The sequence below is a fragment of the Glaciecola sp. HA4-3 genome (genome assembly GCF_055693685.1).
The window spans coordinates 460,002-479,371 of sequence record NZ_CM146340.1 but is presented as its reverse complement, the minus strand read 5'-3'; the positions used below and the strand labels follow the sequence as shown (position 1 = coordinate 479,371).

At 40.4% G+C, this 19,370-nt stretch carries 18 protein-coding genes and 2 pseudogenes; 7 read left to right on the top strand and 13 right to left on the bottom strand.

The genetic code is table 11. The features are described from left to right. The first annotated feature begins 122 nt into the window (after positions 1–122). The 3 genes from ACZ1G6_RS02285 to ACZ1G6_RS02275 all read left to right on the top strand — a co-directional run bounded on the left by ACZ1G6_RS02285 (position 123) and on the right by ACZ1G6_RS02275 (position 1,367). Positions 123–356: a hypothetical protein gene (locus tag ACZ1G6_RS02285; protein ID WP_472617879.1), complete on the top strand. Its 234-nt coding sequence runs from the start codon at positions 123–125 to the stop codon at positions 354–356. Between the two features lie 14 nt (positions 357–370). Continuing rightward, positions 371–1,045, top strand: coding sequence for an ATP-grasp domain-containing protein (locus ACZ1G6_RS02280; RefSeq protein WP_472617878.1), 675 nt, complete (start codon positions 371–373; stop codon positions 1,043–1,045). Between the two features lie 175 nt (positions 1,046–1,220). After that, a complete protein-coding gene (locus ACZ1G6_RS02275) occupies positions 1,221–1,367 on the top strand; it encodes a hypothetical protein (protein WP_472617877.1) in 147 nt (48 codons plus the stop codon). 63 nt (positions 1,368–1,430) lie between these two features. Here the strand turns inward: ACZ1G6_RS02275 and hslU are convergent, their stop codons facing one another. The 5 genes from hslU to ACZ1G6_RS02250 all read right to left on the bottom strand — a co-directional run bounded on the left by hslU (position 1,431) and on the right by ACZ1G6_RS02250 (position 6,497). Next, entirely contained in the window at positions 1,431–2,759 is a 1,329-nt protein-coding gene (gene hslU / locus ACZ1G6_RS02270) for an HslU--HslV peptidase ATPase subunit (RefSeq protein WP_472617876.1), read from the bottom strand. 57 nt (positions 2,760–2,816) lie between these two features. Next, on the bottom strand, positions 2,817–3,341 hold the full coding sequence (hslV, locus tag ACZ1G6_RS02265; protein ID WP_472617875.1) for an ATP-dependent protease subunit HslV: 525 nt from the start codon (positions 3,339–3,341) through the stop codon (positions 2,817–2,819). Between the two features lie 85 nt (positions 3,342–3,426). Then, positions 3,427–4,104: an SPOR domain-containing protein gene (locus ACZ1G6_RS02260; protein WP_472617874.1), complete on the bottom strand. Its 678-nt coding sequence runs from the start codon at positions 4,102–4,104 to the stop codon at positions 3,427–3,429. A gap of 114 nt (positions 4,105–4,218) precedes the next feature. Beyond that, entirely contained in the window at positions 4,219–6,249 is a 2,031-nt protein-coding gene (gene priA / locus ACZ1G6_RS02255; RefSeq protein ID WP_472617873.1) for a replication restart helicase PriA, read from the bottom strand. 23 nt (positions 6,250–6,272) lie between these two features. Continuing rightward, complete coding sequence (locus tag ACZ1G6_RS02250; RefSeq protein WP_472617872.1) at positions 6,273–6,497, bottom strand: primosomal protein N' family DNA-binding protein; 225 nt, start codon at positions 6,495–6,497, stop codon at positions 6,273–6,275. Positions 6,498–6,708: 211 nt separating this feature from the next. On the opposite strand from ACZ1G6_RS02250, the gene rpmE reads away from it, so the two are divergent. Both rpmE and ACZ1G6_RS02240 read left to right on the top strand, forming a co-directional pair. Then, the gene (gene rpmE / locus ACZ1G6_RS02245; RefSeq protein WP_472617871.1) at positions 6,709–6,921 is read left to right on the top strand and encodes a 50S ribosomal protein L31; all 213 of its coding nucleotides are present in this window, start codon (positions 6,709–6,711) and stop codon (positions 6,919–6,921) included. A 291-nt stretch (positions 6,922–7,212) separates the two neighbouring features. Further along, positions 7,213–8,458, top strand: a pseudogene (locus ACZ1G6_RS02240) (malic enzyme-like NAD(P)-binding protein). Between the two features lie 4 nt (positions 8,459–8,462). Here the strand turns inward: ACZ1G6_RS02240 and ACZ1G6_RS02235 are convergent. The 5 genes from ACZ1G6_RS02235 to ACZ1G6_RS02215 all read right to left on the bottom strand — a co-directional run bounded on the left by ACZ1G6_RS02235 (position 8,463) and on the right by ACZ1G6_RS02215 (position 12,894). Next, positions 8,463–9,185: a sulfotransferase-like domain-containing protein gene (locus ACZ1G6_RS02235; RefSeq protein WP_472617870.1), complete on the bottom strand. Its 723-nt coding sequence runs from the start codon at positions 9,183–9,185 to the stop codon at positions 8,463–8,465. Further along, positions 9,178–10,086, bottom strand: a complete 909-nt coding sequence (locus tag ACZ1G6_RS02230) for an aminotransferase class IV (protein ID WP_472617869.1) — start codon at positions 10,084–10,086, stop codon at positions 9,178–9,180. The genes ACZ1G6_RS02235 and ACZ1G6_RS02230 overlap by 8 nt, the downstream gene beginning before the upstream one ends. Positions 10,087–10,205: 119 nt before the next feature. Beyond that, positions 10,206–11,399: a serine hydrolase domain-containing protein gene (locus ACZ1G6_RS02225; protein WP_472617868.1), complete on the bottom strand. Its 1,194-nt coding sequence runs from the start codon at positions 11,397–11,399 to the stop codon at positions 10,206–10,208. A gap of 15 nt (positions 11,400–11,414) precedes the next feature. Continuing rightward, the gene (locus ACZ1G6_RS02220; RefSeq protein ID WP_472617867.1) at positions 11,415–12,515 is read right to left on the bottom strand and encodes an energy transducer TonB; all 1,101 of its coding nucleotides are present in this window, start codon (positions 12,513–12,515) and stop codon (positions 11,415–11,417) included. Positions 12,516–12,549: 34 nt separating this feature from the next. Next, positions 12,550–12,894: a VanZ family protein gene (locus tag ACZ1G6_RS02215; protein ID WP_472617866.1), complete on the bottom strand. Its 345-nt coding sequence runs from the start codon at positions 12,892–12,894 to the stop codon at positions 12,550–12,552. Positions 12,895–13,109: 215 nt separating this feature from the next. Here ACZ1G6_RS02215 and ACZ1G6_RS02210 point away from each other — a divergent pair, with 215 nt between their 5' ends. Then, positions 13,110–14,735, top strand: a complete 1,626-nt coding sequence (locus tag ACZ1G6_RS02210) for a S41 family peptidase (RefSeq protein ID WP_472617865.1) — start codon at positions 13,110–13,112, stop codon at positions 14,733–14,735. After that, positions 14,732–15,139, top strand: coding sequence for a hypothetical protein (locus tag ACZ1G6_RS02205; protein ID WP_472617864.1), 408 nt, complete (start codon positions 14,732–14,734; stop codon positions 15,137–15,139). Before ACZ1G6_RS02210 ends, ACZ1G6_RS02205 begins: the two co-directional genes overlap by 4 nt. Positions 15,140–15,218: 79 nt before the next feature. Here ACZ1G6_RS02205 and ahpF read toward each other — a convergent pair. The 3 genes and pseudogenes from ahpF to ACZ1G6_RS02190 all read right to left on the bottom strand — a co-directional run bounded on the left by ahpF (position 15,219) and on the right by ACZ1G6_RS02190 (position 19,367). Next, positions 15,219–16,818, bottom strand: a pseudogene (ahpF, locus tag ACZ1G6_RS02200) (alkyl hydroperoxide reductase subunit F). Between the two features lie 263 nt (positions 16,819–17,081). Further along, the gene (ahpC, locus tag ACZ1G6_RS02195) at positions 17,082–17,645 is read right to left on the bottom strand and encodes an alkyl hydroperoxide reductase subunit C (protein ID WP_472617863.1); all 564 of its coding nucleotides are present in this window, start codon (positions 17,643–17,645) and stop codon (positions 17,082–17,084) included. Positions 17,646–17,867: 222 nt separating this feature from the next. Next, positions 17,868–19,367 carry a CYTH domain-containing protein gene (locus ACZ1G6_RS02190; protein WP_472617862.1) on the bottom strand — a complete coding sequence of 500 codons (1,500 nt, stop codon included), beginning with the start codon at positions 19,365–19,367 and terminating at the stop codon, positions 17,868–17,870. Between the last annotated feature and the right edge of the window lie 3 nt (positions 19,368–19,370).

The window sequence follows — 19,370 nt, the reverse complement described above, 5'->3', positions numbered from 1 at the left end:
GCCGCACGTCTACTATAAATATCACTGCAAGGATGCAGTCAACAGCACACGGATGTGTTATTCAACATTATTGAGTAACACATTTTAACACTTTCAACTTATAAGCACTATGGAGAGTTATAATGAATACTCAAACAAACAAGTTTCAAACACCGATAAACAATTGCCAAAGCGACACACTCACGCAATCTGAATCCGAGCAAATCACAGGCGGTATAATCGCGGGCGGTTGTGTCACAGACTCTTATGGCGATAAATTATTAACACAAACACGTTTACCAACAGGTCAACTGCCCGGCGGTCCAATCACTTTATCTGCCTTTGAAAACGGCGGTGATAACAGTATCTTTATTTAACCGTGCCACCTCCTATGACAAATGCAACATTACCTTTTGCATTTGTCATCTTTGCTTTTAAGGCAACAAGTATCGAAATGCAAAACATCATTATATTAGGGCAACACACAAGCCCAGAGGTTCAGTCAATTTACAAAACCGTCTATGAAAACGGTTATCAACCATGGGTGTATGATACGCGCAGCATTCCGCATGATTATGGACTCGACTACTACTCTACTACACAAAATGGCCATCTCATTATTGAGCACGAGACGATTGATATTCAAAGTATCAAAGCAGTGTACTGGGCCAAAGTTGATGCTCCTCACCCACTTACAGCAAATAATAGACAAAACTGTATATCATTGATGCAGTGCTTTTTAATGATGGAACAATTCCAAAGCAATCAACAAAGGCAAGGCGCTGGCATTAATTGGGTCAATTCTGCTAAAGCAATTCAGTTTCATCAAACCAAACCCTTGCAGTTGAGCCTTGCAAAATCACTTGGTGCAAATATACCTAACACATACATTGGGCGAAACGTGTCCAAAGTTAACGCGTTTATTCAAACTCACCAACAATGCATCGTTAAGCCAGTATTTTGCGGCGAATTAACACGCTTTATTGACCGTCAATCAAATCAAGAAATCATATCTAATTTGGCAAGTATGCCAATGACCTTAGCAACAACATATTGCCGGAGATGACATTCGTAGCTACCTTATTGGTAAACAGATAGTAAGCTTTCGAATTAACCACGTAAACAAGCCTATCAGCAAAGACATTTGCGATTACAGGGAGCACGATAAACTGCTATTAGAACAAATTGACTTACCCATCAATACACAAAAACTTGCCTTTGATATTATGCGGGAATTTAATATGTCATGGACGGCTATTGACTGGCGTTTGACGAACGATGGACGCTTTGTATTTTTAGAAGCTAATCCCGCGCCATTATTTGTCAATGCACAAAAGGCGCTTGGCTTGCCCTTTAACCAATGGATTGTTGATTTATTACTGGCATAAAAAAGGCAACATAGCCTTTAAGCTTGTTGCCTGTATTTTGTTAGTTAGACTTATGCCGATTATTTACAAGATAAAGCGTGATAAATCTTCGTTTTCAACTAGTGCCTGCAAATGATCATTGACATATTGTTCGTCAATTGTAATTGATTCACCACTTCGGTCAGACGCTTCGTATGATATTTCCTCCATTAGGCGTTCAAGTACCGTATGGAGACGTCGAGCACCTATATTTTCAGTTTTTTCATTCACTTGCCAAGCAGCCTGTGCAATGCGTTTAATACCTGATTCTTCAAATGTAATACTGACACCTTCAGTTTGCAATAATGCTTTGTACTGCTCGGTAAGCGAAGCGCTAGGCTCTGTTAGTATGCGAACAAAATCTTCTACCGTCAGCGCAGCTAGCTCCACTCTTATCGGTAAACGGCCTTGTAACTCTGGTATCAAATCTGAGGGCTTAGCCATTTGAAATGCACCTGAGGCAATGAACAGGATGTGGTCGGTTTTTACCATTCCATGTTTAGTCGATACAGTTGAGCCTTCAACAAGAGGCAATAGGTCACGCTGGACACCTTCGCGCGATACATCAGCGCCGCTGTTACCTTCGCGTTTACAAATTTTGTCGATTTCATCAATAAACACAATGCCATTTTGTTCAAGTGACTCAATAGCATTTTCTTTCAAATCTTCTTGGTTGATTAGTTTACTGGCTTCTTCGTCAACTAATAACTTAAATGCATCTTTAATTTTGAGCTTTTTCTTTTTCTTTTTATCGCCTGACAAATTTTGAAACATGCCTTGAAGTTGGTTCGTCATCTCTTCCATATCAAGGGGCGCCATGATTTCAACACCTACTTGGGGCTGTGCAATATCAATTTCGATCTCTTTGTCGTCCAGCTCACCCTGTCTAAGTTTCTTACGGAAAATTTGTCTTGTGCCTTTTTCTTCAACAGGCTCTTTATCTCCAAATGCGTTTTCTGGCGCTGGAATAAGGATATCTAAAATACGCTCTTCTGCCGCTTCTTCCGCGCGATATTTTACTTTTTTTGCGGCATCCTCTTTAGTCATTTTGACGGCGATATCCGCTAAATCACGAATGATAGTTTCGACCTCTTTACCCACATACCCTACTTCGGTAAATTTAGTCGCTTCTACCTTAATAAATGGTGCATTCGCCATTTTTGCCAAACGTCTGGCGATTTCGGTTTTACCTACGCCTGTCGGACCAATCATCAATATATTTTTAGGGGTAACTTCTTGGCGCAGTTCAGGCTCTAACTGCATTCTACGCCAACGGTTTCTTAGGGCAATAGATACAGAACGTTTGGCATCTGCTTGGCCAATAATATGCTTGTCTAAAGCATGTACTATTTCTCTTGGGGTCATTTCAGACATTGTTTATTTCCTACGTAATTTGCTTAGCTCTAGATGTGCGCTTAAGGAGTTGTTTGATTAGTAATCAAGCGTTTCAACTGTTTGATGCTGATTGGTGAAGACACATATATCACCTGCAATAGTGAGTGATTTTTCAGCTATCTCTTGTGCACTAAGCTCGGTATTTTGAAGTAATGCAGTTGCTGCAGATTGCGCAAATGCACCGCCTGAACCAATTGCAATTAAGTCATGTTCTGGTTGAATTACATCTCCGTTGCCCGTAATGACAAAAGATGCAGTGTGATCAGCAACTGCCAATAGCGCCTCTAATTTGCGAAGCGCCCTGTCGGTGCGCCAATCTTTGGCAAGCTCTACCGCTGCGCGAGTCAAGTGCCCTTGATGTATTTCAAGCTTGCTTTCAAATCGTTCAAACAAGGTGAATGCGTCGGCAGTACCGCCAGCAAATCCAGCCAATACTTTATTATGATAAAGACGACGTACCTTTTTAGCATTGCCTTTCATGACAGTATTCCCCAAGGAAACTTGGCCATCGCCAGCGACTACAACTTGGTTACCACGACGAACTGAAACAATAGTGGTCATTTATTTACTCCTAAAAATTCGCTTATGCGATGCAATAGTAAATAAATGGGGAAGCTAAGCTGTTTTTCAAGGCCTTTACACTGAATTACCAGATTTTACATCCATTGATATTGGCTTTTCTTAGTTGACCTCTGTCTTGTTCAGCTTGGCGTTTAGATTCGTAAGGCCCTAGCACTACCCTGTACCATAAGTCGTTTTCAGTATTACTTTGCTTGATTTGTGCTTCTAAGCCTTGAAACGCAATTTGAGCGCGCAGTTCATTGGCTCGTTCAGGCGTTTTAAAAGACCCACACTGCAGTATAAAAAGTTGGCTGCTTTTTTTAGGGCCTTTTGCATCAACTTCAACAGAAAATTCCGGCAATGAATCGATATATGCCCATTCCTCTTCTTTTAACACCGGCAATGGCGGCAGCGGTTCAAGCTGTTGCGCGACTTGTTCTAACTCATCAGTCACGTCAACACGTCGATTTGCTTGAGCTTGAGATTCTGGTGTTTGTGTATTTTGTGTCGTTGTATCAGCTGCACCAGTGGACGGCTCAAGAACAGTTTCGATAGGATTGCTTGCAACAGCGCTAGGCTCGTCATCATCAACGCCAAGCTTATCTTCTTGTTTAACGCTGGTGCCTTGCAATACAAATAAACCGTAAGCAAATGCAACTAAAATTGTGCAAGCAAGTGCCATCTTGAACCATGGCACGGGCGGGCGCTGTGGTTTCTTTGGTTTCTTTTTATAAGGTCTTTTAACGTAGTCTCTAGTTGCCATAACAACGCGCACATTCTCTAAATCATATAGCTTTGAAGTATTATAGAATAAATAAGTGTGACAAATCTCTTCTTTTGTCTGGTTTATTTTGCCTTCGCTTAAAACCTAAGCACCTTAGCTAAAGTCACTTGGCATCACATCAATTGCCCACCTGATTTTATGTGATGCTTTATGATCATTTAATGCCTTTTTGATTTGATGCATGGCTAAAATAATATACTTCGATGAATCTGATTGAGCGATGATAATAAACCTAAACCGAGTTTGCTTTTTCTCGATACCAGCTGGAAATGGCCCTACAAAATGTATTTTATCAAATTGGCTTAAAAGCTGATTAGCATAACTTAAAAACTGTAATACTTCGTTTTGATTGCTGTGTTCAGCTCTAATCGCGACGTGATAACTTTGAGGAGGCAAATTAGCTTCAACCCGCTCTTGCAATAATAAACGAGAAAAATGTTGATACCCATTGTTTACTAAGTCTTGCAGCAATGGGTGTCCAGCTTGGTAACTCTGTAGCCAAACTTCACCGGGTTTTTGCTCTCGTCCGGCGCGCCCACTAATTTGTGTGAGCAATTGGGCAAGCTTCTCAGATGCTCTAAAGTCGCTTGCAAACAAAAATGAATCTACATTTAAAATTAGTGCCAAGGTCACATTAGGAAAATGATGCCCTTTAGAAAGTATCTGTGTACCCACCAGAATATGATGCTTGTGCTGATTAATTTCACTTAACAAAACATTTAATTTACGCTTGGTGTTAGTTGAATCACTATCAATTCTGACACAGGAATAGTCTGGAAAATGCGTGGCTAAGGCTTGTTGTATTTGCTCTGTTCCCATGCCTTGAGTCGTAATATTCGCCGAGCCGCAAGCTTGGCATTTTGGAATATAGTGTTTAACAACTCCACAACGATGGCACTGTAAGTTTTGCTGACTCATATGGTAAGTGAAAGGATATTCGCAGTCTTTACATGTTTCAACATGTCCGCACGCACGGCAAATAAGTGCAGGTGCATAGCCGCGACGACTAACAAAAATCAGCACTTGATTACCTTGCTTTAACTGTTGTTCTATACGATTTAACATCGCAGGGGCAATACCTGCTGTTAATTCTAGCCCAGTAATATCAACAATGTGCTGGCTGGGCATAGTGGCATTACCTGCACGCTGGTCTAAAATAATATGTTGATACTTACCAGACAATGCATTGTGTAAGCTTTCTAGGGATGGTGTTGCGCTGCCAAGGATCAAACGTATGTTGTCTTGTTTTGCTCTAAATGCTGCGACATCTCGAGCATGATAGCGCAAGCCGTCTTGCTGTTTGAACGATTCATCATGTTCTTCATCAACAATGATCATACCAAGGGAACGAAAAGGTAAAAAAACTGATGAACGGGTACCAATAATGATACCGGCTTGGTCGAATTTTGCTTGGCGCCACACCTCAAGTCTTTCATGGTCGGTCAACGCAGAATGCCAAACAGATACAATGTTCCCAAAGCGTTGTTCAAAACGTTTTACTGTTTGAGGAGTTAAGCCAATTTCTGGTACTAAAATAAGTACTTGCTTACCAGCCAATATTACCTCTTCAATAACTTGAAGATAAACTTCTGTCTTTCCACTTCCTGTCACGCCTTCAATAAGGTGGACTTTAAAGTCATGGTCAATATTGATCGCAGCAATCGCCATCGACTGTTCGGGGTTTGCTCGCTTTTTCTCTCCTAACAAAACATTTTTTTGCCAAGCACCTGCAACAGGTACATGAGAGGAAATACTAATAGCGTCTTTATCTTGTAAGCCCTTTATGATGGAAGATGAAAACGCTTTTTTGATATTACTTAAACGAAAACCCAATTCATCATATTGCTTGATATCAAGCGCACCTCTATGGGTATCATCCTCATCATTTAATATCTGATACAAATGCTGCTGCTTTTTGCTTCGAACAAGCGTTTTTTGTATCTCACTATTGATATCGTTAACTTGAACAAAATCAATTGATGGTAGCTGTGCACAATGACCTTTTCGCAAAAGGGTGGGCATCATCGCACCGTAAACTTCGCCTAAGGGCGCGATGTAAAAATGTGAAAGCCACTTAGCGAGTCTTTGCTGCGTGGGATCAAATAGCGGTGTTTCGTCCAACACAGTATCTAATACTTTTATTTTGCCTATGAGGATTGCGTCGTTTGTGACATCACATCCACGACTACACCAATCACTTGCTGTTTGCCAAAAGGCGCTTTTGCTCTAGCGCCAATCAATAAAGCCTTAGCCTGCTCTAAGTTGAGTGACTTTGGATTGCAAGGCAATTCATAAGCGTAGTCAAAAAAGCGGTCTAAGGGCACACGCAAGGCGACCTGAAGATAAACAGTGCAAGAGTTTTGAGCGCTCAAAGAACAACCATAGTTAATTAGATAAATGTCACATAGATGAAAATCGACATAAAGGATAACAAATCTCTTGAAGATCGCCATGCTTTTGTATAGTATCCGCATTCCAAATTTTCCAAGCAGGGTAGATCCGTGCTTGATTTAAATATTAACGACGCTTGGTGTTCAATTTTAGATTGTATAGCGAGGCGGCCTACAACAAATTAGGTAACCCATGAAAACTGACATTCATCCAAAGTACGAAGAAATCACTGCAACTTGTTCTTGCGGTAATGTTTTAAAAGTGCGCTCTACACTAGGTAAAGATATCAACTTAGACGTATGTTCAGCATGTCACCCTTTCTATACTGGTAAGCAACGTAATGTTGATACTGGTGGTCGTGTTGACAAATTTAAGAAACGTTTTGGTGCACTTAGCAAGAAGTAAGCGACACCAAACGAAAAAACCGCATAAGCGTTTGCTATGCGGTTTTTTTATGCCCAAATTTTACTCGCTATCAATATTCACTATCATATATTCATCGTACAACTGTCATCTATCATAAACATTCACGTTAATTATATCTTGCTGTAAGCTATACCACGCATGGTCTAACCAGTTTAAAATCAAGCTCTTATTCGCCATAAATTGAATTTATGTCTACTTATCTGTGTTATTGTATGTACTATTACATAGTGACTTTTATTTTTAATATTCTCTGTTAAGGACCCTACTGAGATGTCTGATTTTCGCCAACGTGCACTTGACTATCACGCCTTCCCCACTCCTGGAAAAATTAGTGTTGAATTATCAACGCCTGCTGCGACTGTCGATGACTTAGCCTTGGCATATAGTCCTTAGTGTTGCTGAACCTGTTCGCGAAATTGCTGCCGACCCAAATGAAGCCTATCGCTATACCGCTAAAGGAAATATGGTAGCCGTTATATCTAATGGCACCGCAATTCTTGGCTTAGGTAACCTAGGGCCCTTGGCCTCAAAGCCTGTGATGGAAGGCAAAGCACTTTTGTTTAAGCGCTTTGCTGGCTTGGACTCAATTGATATTGAAGTAAAACATCGCACAACAGAAGAGTTTATTAGTACCGTTGCAAATATCGCTGACACATTTGGCGGAATCAATTTAGAAGATATTAAGGCACCAGAGTGTTTTGAAATTGAAAAAGAGCTTATCAAACGCTGCAAAATTCCAATTTTTCATGATGACCAGCACGGTACGGCAATTGTGACAGCTGCAGGCATGCTAAATGCACTTGAGATTCAAGGTAAAGAGATTAGTCAAAGTAAGTTTGTATGCTTAGGAGCTGGTGCCGCCGCGATAGCGTGCATGGAGCTGTTAATAAAATGTGGCGCTCAACGCGAGCGTATCTACATGTTAGACAGACAGGGAATTATCCATACCCGCCGTGAATCACTCACTGAACATAAAGCCTTATTTGCCAATAACACAGACAAGCGCACCTTAGAAGATGCCATGCAAGATGCTGATGTCTTTTTGGGTGTATCAGGTCCTGATTTATTGCCACCAGAAGCACTTAAACTAATGGCGCCTAATCCAATTGTTTTTGCTTGCTCAAATCCTGATCCCGAAATTACACCCGAATTAGCGCATGAAGTCAGGGATGATTTGATTATGGCAACGGGCCGTTCGGATTATCCTAATCAAGTGAACAATGTATTGTGTTTTCCTTTCATTTTTAGAGGCGCTTTAGATGTTAGAGCATCACAAATCAACGATGAAATGAAAGTCGCTGCGGTCGAGGCAATTCGAAGCGTATCAAAACTTGAAGTACCAAAAGAGGTGCTTATTGCTAGCAATAGCGAATCACTAACATTTGGCAAACAATATATTATTCCAAAGCCTATGGACCCTCGTCTATGTAAGACTATTGCAACAGCGGTTGCGCAAGCTGCAATCGATTCTGGCGTGGCACAAATAGACTCATTACCTGACGATTATCAAAGCTAATTGATTAAATCGCCAAAGCTTGAAGTGCCTCGTAATGAGGCATTACTTCATCAACGATGGCTTGTTGCTGTTTATTTAGCTCGATAGTTTGTTTTTTGGCATCACCAAACGCTGTTGATTTCTCGACCGAATGATACCAGTGTTTCGCCCACACTCCGTCACTGTCGCGTTTTCCAGCTGGCCAGCTTAACATCTTATCGTCAAACTCAATGCCTAAGCTTCTGCACAATTTGCTTAGTGTTTTATGTGGCGTAGCTAACACATCTGCTGCATTCACCACAGGAATATCTTGAAGCCCACTAATGTTAGTAATGGCATCGTAAAGCTCACGTTGTCGTATGATGCCAATGTCTTTTGCTGAGCATGTTCCACGGCTATTTGTATATGAGTTTACGACGTGTGATGGCTCTCTAATTAAAAAACAATGCAAAAGATTGGCAGTCCACTGCAAATCGCAGTCATTTAGCATGTGATGCGTCATATGTTTTTGATATTGAACAGCAGTATCACATGGTGCGTGCGTCAGCATATTTGCCACTGCTTGGTAGTCTGACGATTGCGTTGCCAAAATATCATCAAACATCGGATGAGGACTTTTTGTTTGTGCTAGGTAATAAGCATAGAAAGGCTCATCAATCACACTGCAATCAGATCTGTTTTCCCAGCTTCTCATCATAGCGGTAGATATATTGCGAGGACCAGACCACATACAAATCCGCTTAAGCATGATCACTCTCAATCAAATCGACATAATGCTTTTCTAGAATTTTTGTCAGATGTTGCTCACCTTTTCCAATCAAGCGGCCATCAACTTGCTTAACAGGAGTGAGTCCTGCAAACGTCCCTGTAATAAAAGCTTCATCGGCTCCATAAACATCAGCCAAAGTAAAGTTTCGTTCAAATACTGAGAAACCGTGCATTTTACATACATTGATGACATTGCGACGCGTGATGCCATCTAAACAAAAGTCACCGCTAGAGGTCCACACTTCATTATCTCGTATAATAAAAAAATGCGTTGAGTTACAAGTAGCAACAAATCCATGGGGATCAAGCATTAAAGCTTCGTCTGCTTGCGCTTTGGCAGCTTGAATGCACGCAAAGATGCAGTTAAGTTTTGAATGCGTATTGAGTTTTGGATCTTGCACATCAGGGTATCCGCGGCGCACATGAGACGTAAATAAGCTAACGCCATCTCCGCTTGCCAAGCCTAGTGCTTTTTTATGCTCAGCAATAATAACGATAGTCGCATCGGATATAGTGACTTTTGGGTCTTGATAAGGCGTGGCTTTGATACCTCTAGTCACCATTAAACGTATATGCACACCATCGTACATTTTATTCGCATCACAGGTCGCATAAATACGTTTAACAAGGTCGTTTTTACTGACACCAATATCCATATCTAAAGCCTTTGCACCATCAAATAAACGCTTCATGTGCATGTCGATAAAAGCTAGCCTTCCTTTATGAAGGCGAATACCTTCCCAAACGCCATCGCCTAAAATAAAACCGCTATCAAACACAGATATTTTTGCTTCAGCACGAGGAAACAATTCGTTATTTATATTGATTAAAATCTCTTCATTACGGGGGTCGTCTTGATATTGATGTGTGCCTTTCGCCATATTTGTTCTTTTTATTGGTGCTAGTTTACGCAACATTAGCACATAATATTGCGTAAAAGATAGGCGATTAGATTCCAAACAAAACGTGTAAATTCAAAAACGTGAATATGTGAAGAACCTCACTCATTGCGATTATTTTCTTGATCAATTAAGACTTGAATATGGTTATAGATATCCTGCTTTGCTTGTGTTTGCTGCGCACTTGAAGCCGTTGGCCAATTGCTATTTACTGCGACGACTAAGTTTCGAGAAGGGTCAATGAAAATCCCTTGCCCAAAAATACCACGCCCTTGAAACGACCCATCATCTTGTGTCCACCATTGAAAACCGTAACCTTTTCCGGGCGAACCAATATCAGCTTGCTTGGTGGTCGCCTTTTCAAACCAATTGTCGGGCACGATACTTTCACCCTCTACTATCGCTCCATCTAGGATGAATTGACCAAACTTTGCGAAGTCTCTTGGCGCTGCTTGAATACAGCAACCACTAATTTCATGGCCAGTTGAACCCAGTACCCAAGAAGCATTCTGTTGTGCGCCGATCTTAGACCAAATTTTTTGTGACAAGTAATCTGACAAAGGCTGTCCTGTTGCTTCGCTAATAAGCAAACCAATTAAATTAGTCTCACCTGTACTATATACCCAGTTTTCACCAGGAGGAGTTGCTCGCGGTAGTTTTCTCAAATAGCTTGCTGTGGCATCCACACCCTCATCAGCTTGACTAAAATAAAACTTTGAAACATCTGAATTAGGATCGCTATAGTCCTCATTCCATTGAACACCTGAGGTCATCGTGAGAAGCTGTTCAATTGTCACATCATCGTATGTGCTGCCGCGCATATCCACAATATAATCTGACACTTTATCGTCAAGGCTCTTAATATACCCATCTTTAATTGCCGCACCGACTAAGGTAGAGGTAAACGACTTCGCCACCGAAAAGCTTGTCCACTTATCAGAACTATTTAAGCCTAAGCCATATTCTTCAAGTCTAATGTTTCCATTGTGTATGACAATTAACGCTGCAATACGCTGTTCATCCATAAATCCATTTAGCGTAGAACCTTCAATAGCCAAGGGCTCGCCTAGCGGTAAATTTTGAACATTTGCGTTGTTACTAATAATCCGTTTTTGCAGTACATCCAACTTGTCAAAAGAACGAAAACCGGCATCTCTTTGACCAACCGTCCAAAACAATACGTTTTCATTTTCAGGTTGATTTAGTACTAAGTATCGAATGTGTTTATCGATACTAAACCAAACGCCCGATGCCAAAATAAGTATTGTTACTACTATTCCTACTAACCATTTCACTATGTCATCTCTCTTTTAGTTCATTGTTTCGCTTATCGATACTACTGTGCCGCTTTTACCCTCTATAAGCAATCGGCATCTATCTAAATTGTTAGGCGATAAATACTTAACACCCGCTTGATACTCAAATTTGACCCGATATTCGCCGCAGCTTAATTCTACGTAATCTAGGGGCTCGCTTGATTCAATACTAAAAACTGGCAACAATAAGTGATGTGAAAGGAGCTCAAGTGCTTCAATCCGAATATTAGCGATGATAGGGTTTGCATTGTTTATTTGGTCTTGTATGTTTTGAGTAATGCTATCGATAGTATGTTCAACACTTTTCAGTACCTGCGCACCTTGCTCATTATTTTCAATTGTTTGATACGCTAACATGGCATTGTAAAATTGCTTATTATCCATATACAGCTGTTGCAATATCGCAGTCATGCGCGCTTCTAATTGGTATCCTTTTGGTGTTTTTGGTCTGCCATTAAGTGCCTTGGTTAAGGCATGAATTTTATCGTGAAGTGAACCGTTGGTGCGTTGCAAATAAGTATACTGTAAAATCCATTTTTGCCTACTTTCAGTGAAGTTGGCAATATTGGCTTGCATTAGCAACTCCATTAATTCAGAAAATGCTGCATAGTCTTGATTATCTAAGTGCTCTTTTAACTTATCATATATCTGTTTAAAGTTATTTCTCATGGTAGGCGCAAGCTCTCTGCCACTTCGCTTTGTCATATAAAACGTCGTTTCGAAAGTATTACCTCTTTGCACAGTGGGTTTACCATCTATTAGTGCAGGCGTAAATTGCCAATTTTTGGTATTAACAAGCATCAACTCTTCAAAACTGACCGTGCCACTTGTTCTTACGAATTGTACGTTTGTCGCGTTTCCTTGTTCATCAATATCAAAGCGTATTTTGATATGTGATTCTTGTTTAGTAAGTCTAGAGGAGGTTGGAAACGTCGTGTTTAAGTCAGATGGAATTGGTGATGCTTTATATATGATTCCTTCAGTAGTAAGGTCAACAATCTGGTCTGATTGAGCATCCGTCGCGTTTGTATTAAATGGCGTTAGTGACACCGCAATTGCAATAAACAATAAAAAGTTAGTTCCGTAAAGTTTCATGAGTTTCATCCTTGTCATAATAGTTTCAACTTGTTCAATTTCTTTGTTTTACCTTGCCTCGCGAAAGTAAGAAATAACGAACAAGCCATGTCAGTAAAGCAAACAAAGCGATACCCGCGAAGTCTGCTAGCAAATCGAGTATATCTAATGTTCTTGTGGGAAAAAAGTACTGGCTAAGCTCTTCTGCAATAACAAACATTGCAACGATGATAACTCCCCAATAAATAGACACCCGGCCCAGCCTTACCACTTTGCATTTAAATGCAAAATTAGCTAAAAAGCTAAGTCCGCCAAATAACAAAAAATGTCCGATTTTGTCTCCATTAGGAACACCACGAATAATAGCAAACACAGGGTTATATTGGCCTGTATTTGCCATATAAATCGCCCATAAAATAAAGGCAAAAAAAGCTAGGGAAACAACAATAATAAGTTTTTGAAACATAAATAGACGATATCTTATAAACGAATGTGGTTTGGACAAAAAAATTGTCGATATGATTAATTATTTTTAAATTTTAGTCTTTTAAAATTTTTAGTAAACTCTATTCATTAAATATTGTCATAACAAGCATGGACGTTACGGGAGTACATATGAGAATACTAGCAGTTTTAGGTGTGAGCGCGCTATTGAGTGCGTGCGGCGGTGGTGGCGGTGACGACTCGCCAGTAAATATACCCAACTTTATAACCCCGCCTACCAGCAGCGGATGGCAATCAGGTGTGTTTCCCAACGAAAACCTTTTTAAAGATAGCTGCGCTGCGCCGCGCTCAGGCGTAGATATCAATGGTGATGCTTTTCCTGACTCTCAAGGAACAAGCTTTGATGAAAAAATGTGGCTACGGTCTTGGAGTAATGATACTTATTTGTGGTACGACGAAATAGACGACCAAGACCCAGATAATTTTGATAGTCCACAAGATTATTTCAATGTGCTGTTAACGAATGAGCGCACCGCTTCTGGCGTACCAAAAGATAACTTTCACTTTTTTCAATCAACCGAAGAATATGAATCATTCTCTCAATCTGGCACGCGCAGTGGCTATGGTATCAATTGGACGTTTATCAGTGGAGCGCCTCCTCGCGACCTTCGTGTAAGTACAATTGAAGCTAATTCATCTGCAGATGATGCTGGTATGCTTCGCGGCGACAGAATATTAACCGTCAATGGGATTGATTTTATCAATTCCAACGAAGTTGATGCTATCAATGCCGCTATATTTCCCAGTGAGGAAGGCGTAGAAACCGAGCTAGTATTAAGGCGTAACGATGGGTCTGAAGTAACCGTAAATATTACTTCTGGAAATTTCACGACCTCATTTGTCGACAATACTACTGTTTTTGAAACTGAGGCTGGACGTGTGGGCTATGTGCGCTTTAATGGTTTCCAAAGCCCTGGGCAAACACCTTTGATCGACGCGTTTTCAAGTTTTGTGAATCAAAACGTAAACGAGCTTATTATCGATTTGCGCTATAACGGTGGTGGTTTGTTAGCAATGGCATCTCAACTTGGCTATATGGTGACCGGACCCAATCAAACTAACAATAGAACGTTTGAGACGTCTCGATTTAATGATAAGTACCCCAACATCAATCCTGTCACGGGCAACGCGATTCAACCACTTCCTTTTTATGACCGTGAAATCGATTGGGAAGCGGGTCGCTTTATTAATCGCCAGCTACCCAACTTAGGCTTGTCGCGCGTGTATGTAATTACTACCGAAGATAGCTGCTCTGCAAGCGAAGCCTTAATTAATGGCTTGCGCGGTATTGATATTGAAGTCGTCCAAATTGGTGGAACAACCTGTGGTAAACCTTATGGATTCTTCCCAACAGATAATTGTGGTACCACTTACTTCACTATTCAATTTCAAGGCGTAAATGACAAGGGATTTGGAGATTTCGCAGAAGGTTTTAAACCACGCTTAAATCCTACTTTTGATGATGAGTTACCCGGATGTACTGTAAGTGATGACTTTAGCAATCAACTAGGTGATGAAAACGAAGCGATGCTTGCCACTGCCCTATACCGCATAGAGCAAGGTGAATGCCCTAGTACTAGTTTTGCATCTGAATCAATTGGACAAAAGCAGGAGCGCGCAGACTTCACGACGCCGCTTGAGTCAGATAACTCACTTAGCGTATTTGACCCTAGGTACCGCTCAATTTTGTTAGAAAACAAAATTAATACCCCAATCAAAGAAAGTGATGACAAATGAATGCATTTAAAATCATCACCTCTTTAGCATGTGTAGTTGTATTCACTAGTGCATGTAAAACAAACGCCATAGGTTCACAGGAATCTATGGCGCCAAGACAAGCAGCAGTAGTAACACAGCAAAATGCTGCTAGTCACGATGTATTACAAAGTGCGGCTACAAAGCTGATGTTTGGCCACAAGGTTAGCATTTCATTAAATGCATTTTCATTAACTAATGAGCTTACAATAGAACGCAATTTTGCAAGTGATGAACAAGGTAGACTGTTAGATGGTAGACAAAACCAAACAAAGATAATCGTCTTGAGTTTATGGCTTGAAGATGGTACCTGTATTATGCAACGCAAGGACACTGAGCAGATAGTTGAGTTAACAGGATTTAGCTGTCAGGTCATTAAAGCATAATTCTGTTTACTAAACCTTTTTGTCAAAAAAAACGCCTCAAATGAGGCGTTTTTTAATGCAAGGTATTTTAAAGTATCACCTATGCGGCTTGCTCGCTTTGTTCTTCCGACTCAATAGGAGCAGGATTCATTAGCAAGTAGTCAAACGCAGCTAAAGACGCTTTTGAACCCTCACCCATCGCAACCACTATTTGCTTATAAGGAACCGTCGTGACATCGCCACAAGCAAAAATACCCTCTTCGCTTGTTGCGCCTTTTTCATTAATCACCACTTCACCATATTTAGTCAAATCTACAAGCCCTTCAACCACTTTAGAATTGGGCACTAATCCGATTTGTACAAATATGCCTTGTAATTCCTGCTGATGCACCTCATCTGTCGCACGGTCAATAAACTCAATCGCGTTTACTTTGCCGTCTTTAGCAAGCACTTGCTTTGTTGCTGCATTTTTAACAACTTTAATATTATCGCGCTTTGCGAGCTGCTCAACTAATACTTGGTCGGCTTTTAGCTCTGGTAAGAACTCATATACCGTTACTGATTTCACAATGCCCGCCAAATCAAGCGCAGCTTCAACACCTGAGTTACCGCCACCAATAACAGCGACGTCTTTGCCCTTATAAAATGGTCCATCACAATGTGGGCAATAAGCGACTCCATTACCAATGTTCTCTTTTTCACCTGGTACGCCAAGTTCTCTCCAATTAGCGCCAGTTGCAATAATAATCGAGCGGGTCTTAAACACTTCACCATTACTTAAAGTAATTGTCTTTATTGCCCCTTTCTCAATCTTCTCAACACGAATATGTTCTTTTTTAGTCACATCATGCTGATCAAGATGTTGTACTAATGAACCTGTTAATTCAGGCCCTGTCGTATATTTAACTGAAATGAGGTTTTCAATTCCCATTGTATCTTTAACTTGACCACCAAAACGATCAGCAACAATAGTGACTTTCAAGCCTTTACGTGCTGAATAGATTGCTGCCGAGATACCCGCAGGGCCACCGCCAATAACGGTTACATCTTGTAATGGCATCTTAGGCGCTTGTGTATCGGCTGCTAAGATTTCAGGAGCAGCAGTGCCTAATTTCTCAATAATGCCAGCAATCTCTACCTTACCACTGGCAAAGACTTCTCCATTCATATATACCGTAGGTACACCTTGAATATTATTTTCTTCTATCAGTTCAGGATACACACCGCCATCTATCATTTCGGCTTCAATATTAGGATTTAGTAAAGCAAATTGGTTCATTGCTTGCACAACATCAGGACAAGCGTGGCATTTTAAGCTGACATAAACTTGGAATTTGAGTTTACTATTCACCTTTTTCACCATATTTTGGATACTTTCATCTAACTTAAGCGCGCTGCCGCCGGCTTGTAGTATCGCCAATACAAGTGAGTTAAATTCATGCCCACCAAGGCACACCAGAAAAAGTAATGCCCGTATCTTCGCCGTTAGCTTGAACTAAAAAACTAACTGGGCTTCGCAGATCTTCTGATCTGTCTTGCTCAGTTACGCTGATACGAACAGAGGTCGTCGCAATTTGCTCAAGCATGTCCATTAGTTCTTTACGCTTTTCATGCTCGCCAACTTGCACAACAAAATTAATATCGTTTTGTAAGTCTTTCATATAGCCTTTTAGGGCATTTAAAATATCTTGAGTTAACATAATAAAACTCCTACGTTGATAAACGTTGTTTGCTGTGCACTTTGCACCGATTTAAATTGGTGTGCATCAGCAAAGGCTGGCAATTTTCGGATAGATCATATCCTAGCTGTATTGTCAGCCAAAATTAAAGGTGTGAGGTCATAAGAAGTAAACAATTAGCGTTTAAACAGATTTATCTAAAACGATAATTCTTTACTTCCTGCCTCGGTGGTAATAGCGCTCGCAGACAATATCTGCGAGCGACAGTCTAGGGAAAATCAATCTTAGATTTTACCTACTAAGTCAAGGCTAGGAGTTAAGGTTTCTTGACCTTGTTCCCAAGCTGCAGGACATACTTCACCATCGTTATTTGCAACATATTGAGCTGCCTTAACTTTACGAAGCATATCTTTAGCGCTACGGCCTATGCCTAAGTCGTGTATCTCTGCTACTTTAACAATACCTTCAGGGTTAGCTAAGAAAGTACCACGTAATGCACGGCCTTCTTCTTCAATCAAAACATCGAACCCACGAGATAAAGCAAATACATTGTCAGATAGTAATGGGTAAGTCACTTTACCAATTGCATCTGAAGTGTCATGCCATGCTTTGTGCACGAAGTGAGAATCAGTAGATACACCATATACTTCGACACCAAGCTCATTTAGCTCAGAGTGGATATTCGCCATATCTTCTAGCTCAGTTGGGCATACAAAAGTAAAGTCAGCAGGGTAAAACAAGAAAATTGACCATTTACCTTTTACATCTTCACTCGTGATAGTTTTGAATTCACCATCGTGAAAAGCTTCTACTGAAAAGTCTGGGATCATTTGATTAATCATTGACATGTTTGTTTCCTTTTTAAGTAAGTTAATATTGATTATGGTTTAAAATCATCAGTAATTAACGAGTTCGTTATTTTACGAATGTGTTTACGTTGAATACAAAGATATAGATGTTTTTGTTTTAATTAAAACAAAAAGAAACGATAGACTTAATCGCTTTAGTAGATTAGAAAATTTAAAATAAATTGCCGCATAAATTACTGTTTAAAAACAGCAATGTACGCTCTACCAATAGGTATCAGCATGCATCGCAATGTGACGAGTTTTTTCCATCACCGTAATGACCGAATGTGTTTTATCTTCCATCCAACTAATAAACTCTGATTTGTCATCAAGCTCTACATCGTCGAACGACTCATAAAGTAGCTTAATTGCTTTTAGTTCTTTTATGCCCATTTCTAGATCTAACCATGGAGCTCTAAATTCACCGCGACTTTCAACAAACAAATCGGCCAGCAAAAAACCATTTAGTAGAGATTGCCTGAGCAACACATCAAGCACTAGATATTGTTTGTCATCCATTGCTGCTTGTGTTGGTAATGACTGCAGCACAGTTTGCCAGGTTTGAGATAACCAACCGTTTGCATGTTTACGCACAACAACATCACTTCCGCTTTGCGCTGAGCGCCATGGTTTCTCGTATAATATACGCGAGGCTAGCACTTGCACCTTAATGCTGGCTTTATCCATAATGAGTAAATCGGGTCGATGCGCATTGATTAAGCCCTCACGGCGTCCCATTAAATAATTCATCAAATTTTGGTTTTTAGGGATTTTGCGACTAAAAGGCCCTTTTCTTGAACGAAGTTGACGAATACTTTGTAATTGCGACTCCCATTCCCAATCCTGACACAATCTTAGCAAATCGCGATGAAGTCCAAGTAGTTCTTCACATTGCAATACTGGCAGATATAGCGCGCACCCTTGTAGTAACAAAAATAGACTTTCTGTAATTTGGCTTAAGGCTTTCAAGTTGCCTGTCTGTGAAAACACTTGCTGGTGGTATTGCCAATGACTCAACGCTATCTTGACAGTTTTTATAAAGGCCTGCTCAGTGGTATCTGCATTATTTAAGGGTAAAAACTGAGGTAAATTGCGACTTTCTAATTGCAAGCCACGCAACAATTGATAACCGCGCGCAGCTTTGGTTTCGTCACTGAGTCTACAAGGAATATATTCAATCAATTGCTGGGCAATGTCATATAAAAATGATGTATCGCCCATAGCAAGTTCAAGTTCTATTTCACAAATCGGTGTTTTATCTTGCCCGCGCTCTATGACGCCCATATCAAATACTAGTTCAACACGTGAGTGCAAATCAGATATTTCAAAAGTAGTACGCGTAAAATTGGTTGAAAACAGTGATTCAAGCTGTTTATTGATGGCTGAGACCTCAATGTCTTTATCCCAAATATCGCTTGGAAACTTACTTAAATCAGGCGTAGTGCTATCAATAGGCACATTATATTCAGGCCTTTGGTGCAGGCCACCAATTACTTCACCTTTAGTTTTAATCGTCTGTTCATATTGACCATTTTTAGCCCTTACACGACAACCCATTTTTCGTTTCCCAAAAAACTGCTCTTGGGTATCGAAGTATTCGTTATAGAGTTTGGCTGTAGACTTATTTATTGCAAGACTCTGTTGTTCAAAGATGGGCATGACCTTGCGCTCAAAGATTTCAAGCGCATCGGTCTGACAAGCAAGTTTAAGCTCTATTTCCATTAA

Bases quoted from the DNA above. Each gene is read 5' to 3' on its own strand.
- ACZ1G6_RS02190 (WP_472617862.1), bottom strand. From the start codon at position 19,367: ATGGAAATAGAGCTTAAACTTGCTTGTCAGACCGATGCGCTTGAAATC.
- hslU (WP_472617876.1), bottom strand. From the start codon at position 2,759: ATGTCTGAAATGACCCCAAGAGAAATAGTACATGCTTTAGACAAGCAT.
- ACZ1G6_RS02230 (WP_472617869.1), bottom strand. From the start codon at position 10,086: ATGGCGAAAGGCACACATCAATATCAAGACGACCCCCGTAATGAAGAG.
- ACZ1G6_RS02220 (WP_472617867.1), bottom strand. From the start codon at position 12,515: ATGAAACTTTACGGAACTAACTTTTTATTGTTTATTGCAATTGCGGTG.
- rpmE (WP_472617871.1), top strand. From the start codon at position 6,709: ATGAAAACTGACATTCATCCAAAGTACGAAGAAATCACTGCAACTTGT.
- hslV (WP_472617875.1), bottom strand. From the start codon at position 3,341: ATGACCACTATTGTTTCAGTTCGTCGTGGTAACCAAGTTGTAGTCGCT.
- ahpC (WP_472617863.1), bottom strand. From the start codon at position 17,645: ATGTCAATGATTAATCAAATGATCCCAGACTTTTCAGTAGAAGCTTTT.
- ACZ1G6_RS02275 (WP_472617877.1), top strand. From the start codon at position 1,221: ATGTCATGGACGGCTATTGACTGGCGTTTGACGAACGATGGACGCTTT.
- ACZ1G6_RS02210 (WP_472617865.1), top strand. From the start codon at position 13,110: ATGAGAATACTAGCAGTTTTAGGTGTGAGCGCGCTATTGAGTGCGTGC.
- ACZ1G6_RS02205 (WP_472617864.1), top strand. From the start codon at position 14,732: ATGAATGCATTTAAAATCATCACCTCTTTAGCATGTGTAGTTGTATTC.
- ACZ1G6_RS02235 (WP_472617870.1), bottom strand. From the start codon at position 9,185: ATGCTTAAGCGGATTTGTATGTGGTCTGGTCCTCGCAATATATCTACC.
- ACZ1G6_RS02215 (WP_472617866.1), bottom strand. From the start codon at position 12,894: ATGGCAAATACAGGCCAATATAACCCTGTGTTTGCTATTATTCGTGGT.
- ACZ1G6_RS02285 (WP_472617879.1), top strand. From the start codon at position 123: ATGAATACTCAAACAAACAAGTTTCAAACACCGATAAACAATTGCCAA.
- ACZ1G6_RS02280 (WP_472617878.1), top strand. From the start codon at position 371: ATGACAAATGCAACATTACCTTTTGCATTTGTCATCTTTGCTTTTAAG.
- ACZ1G6_RS02260 (WP_472617874.1), bottom strand. From the start codon at position 4,104: ATGGCAACTAGAGACTACGTTAAAAGACCTTATAAAAAGAAACCAAAG.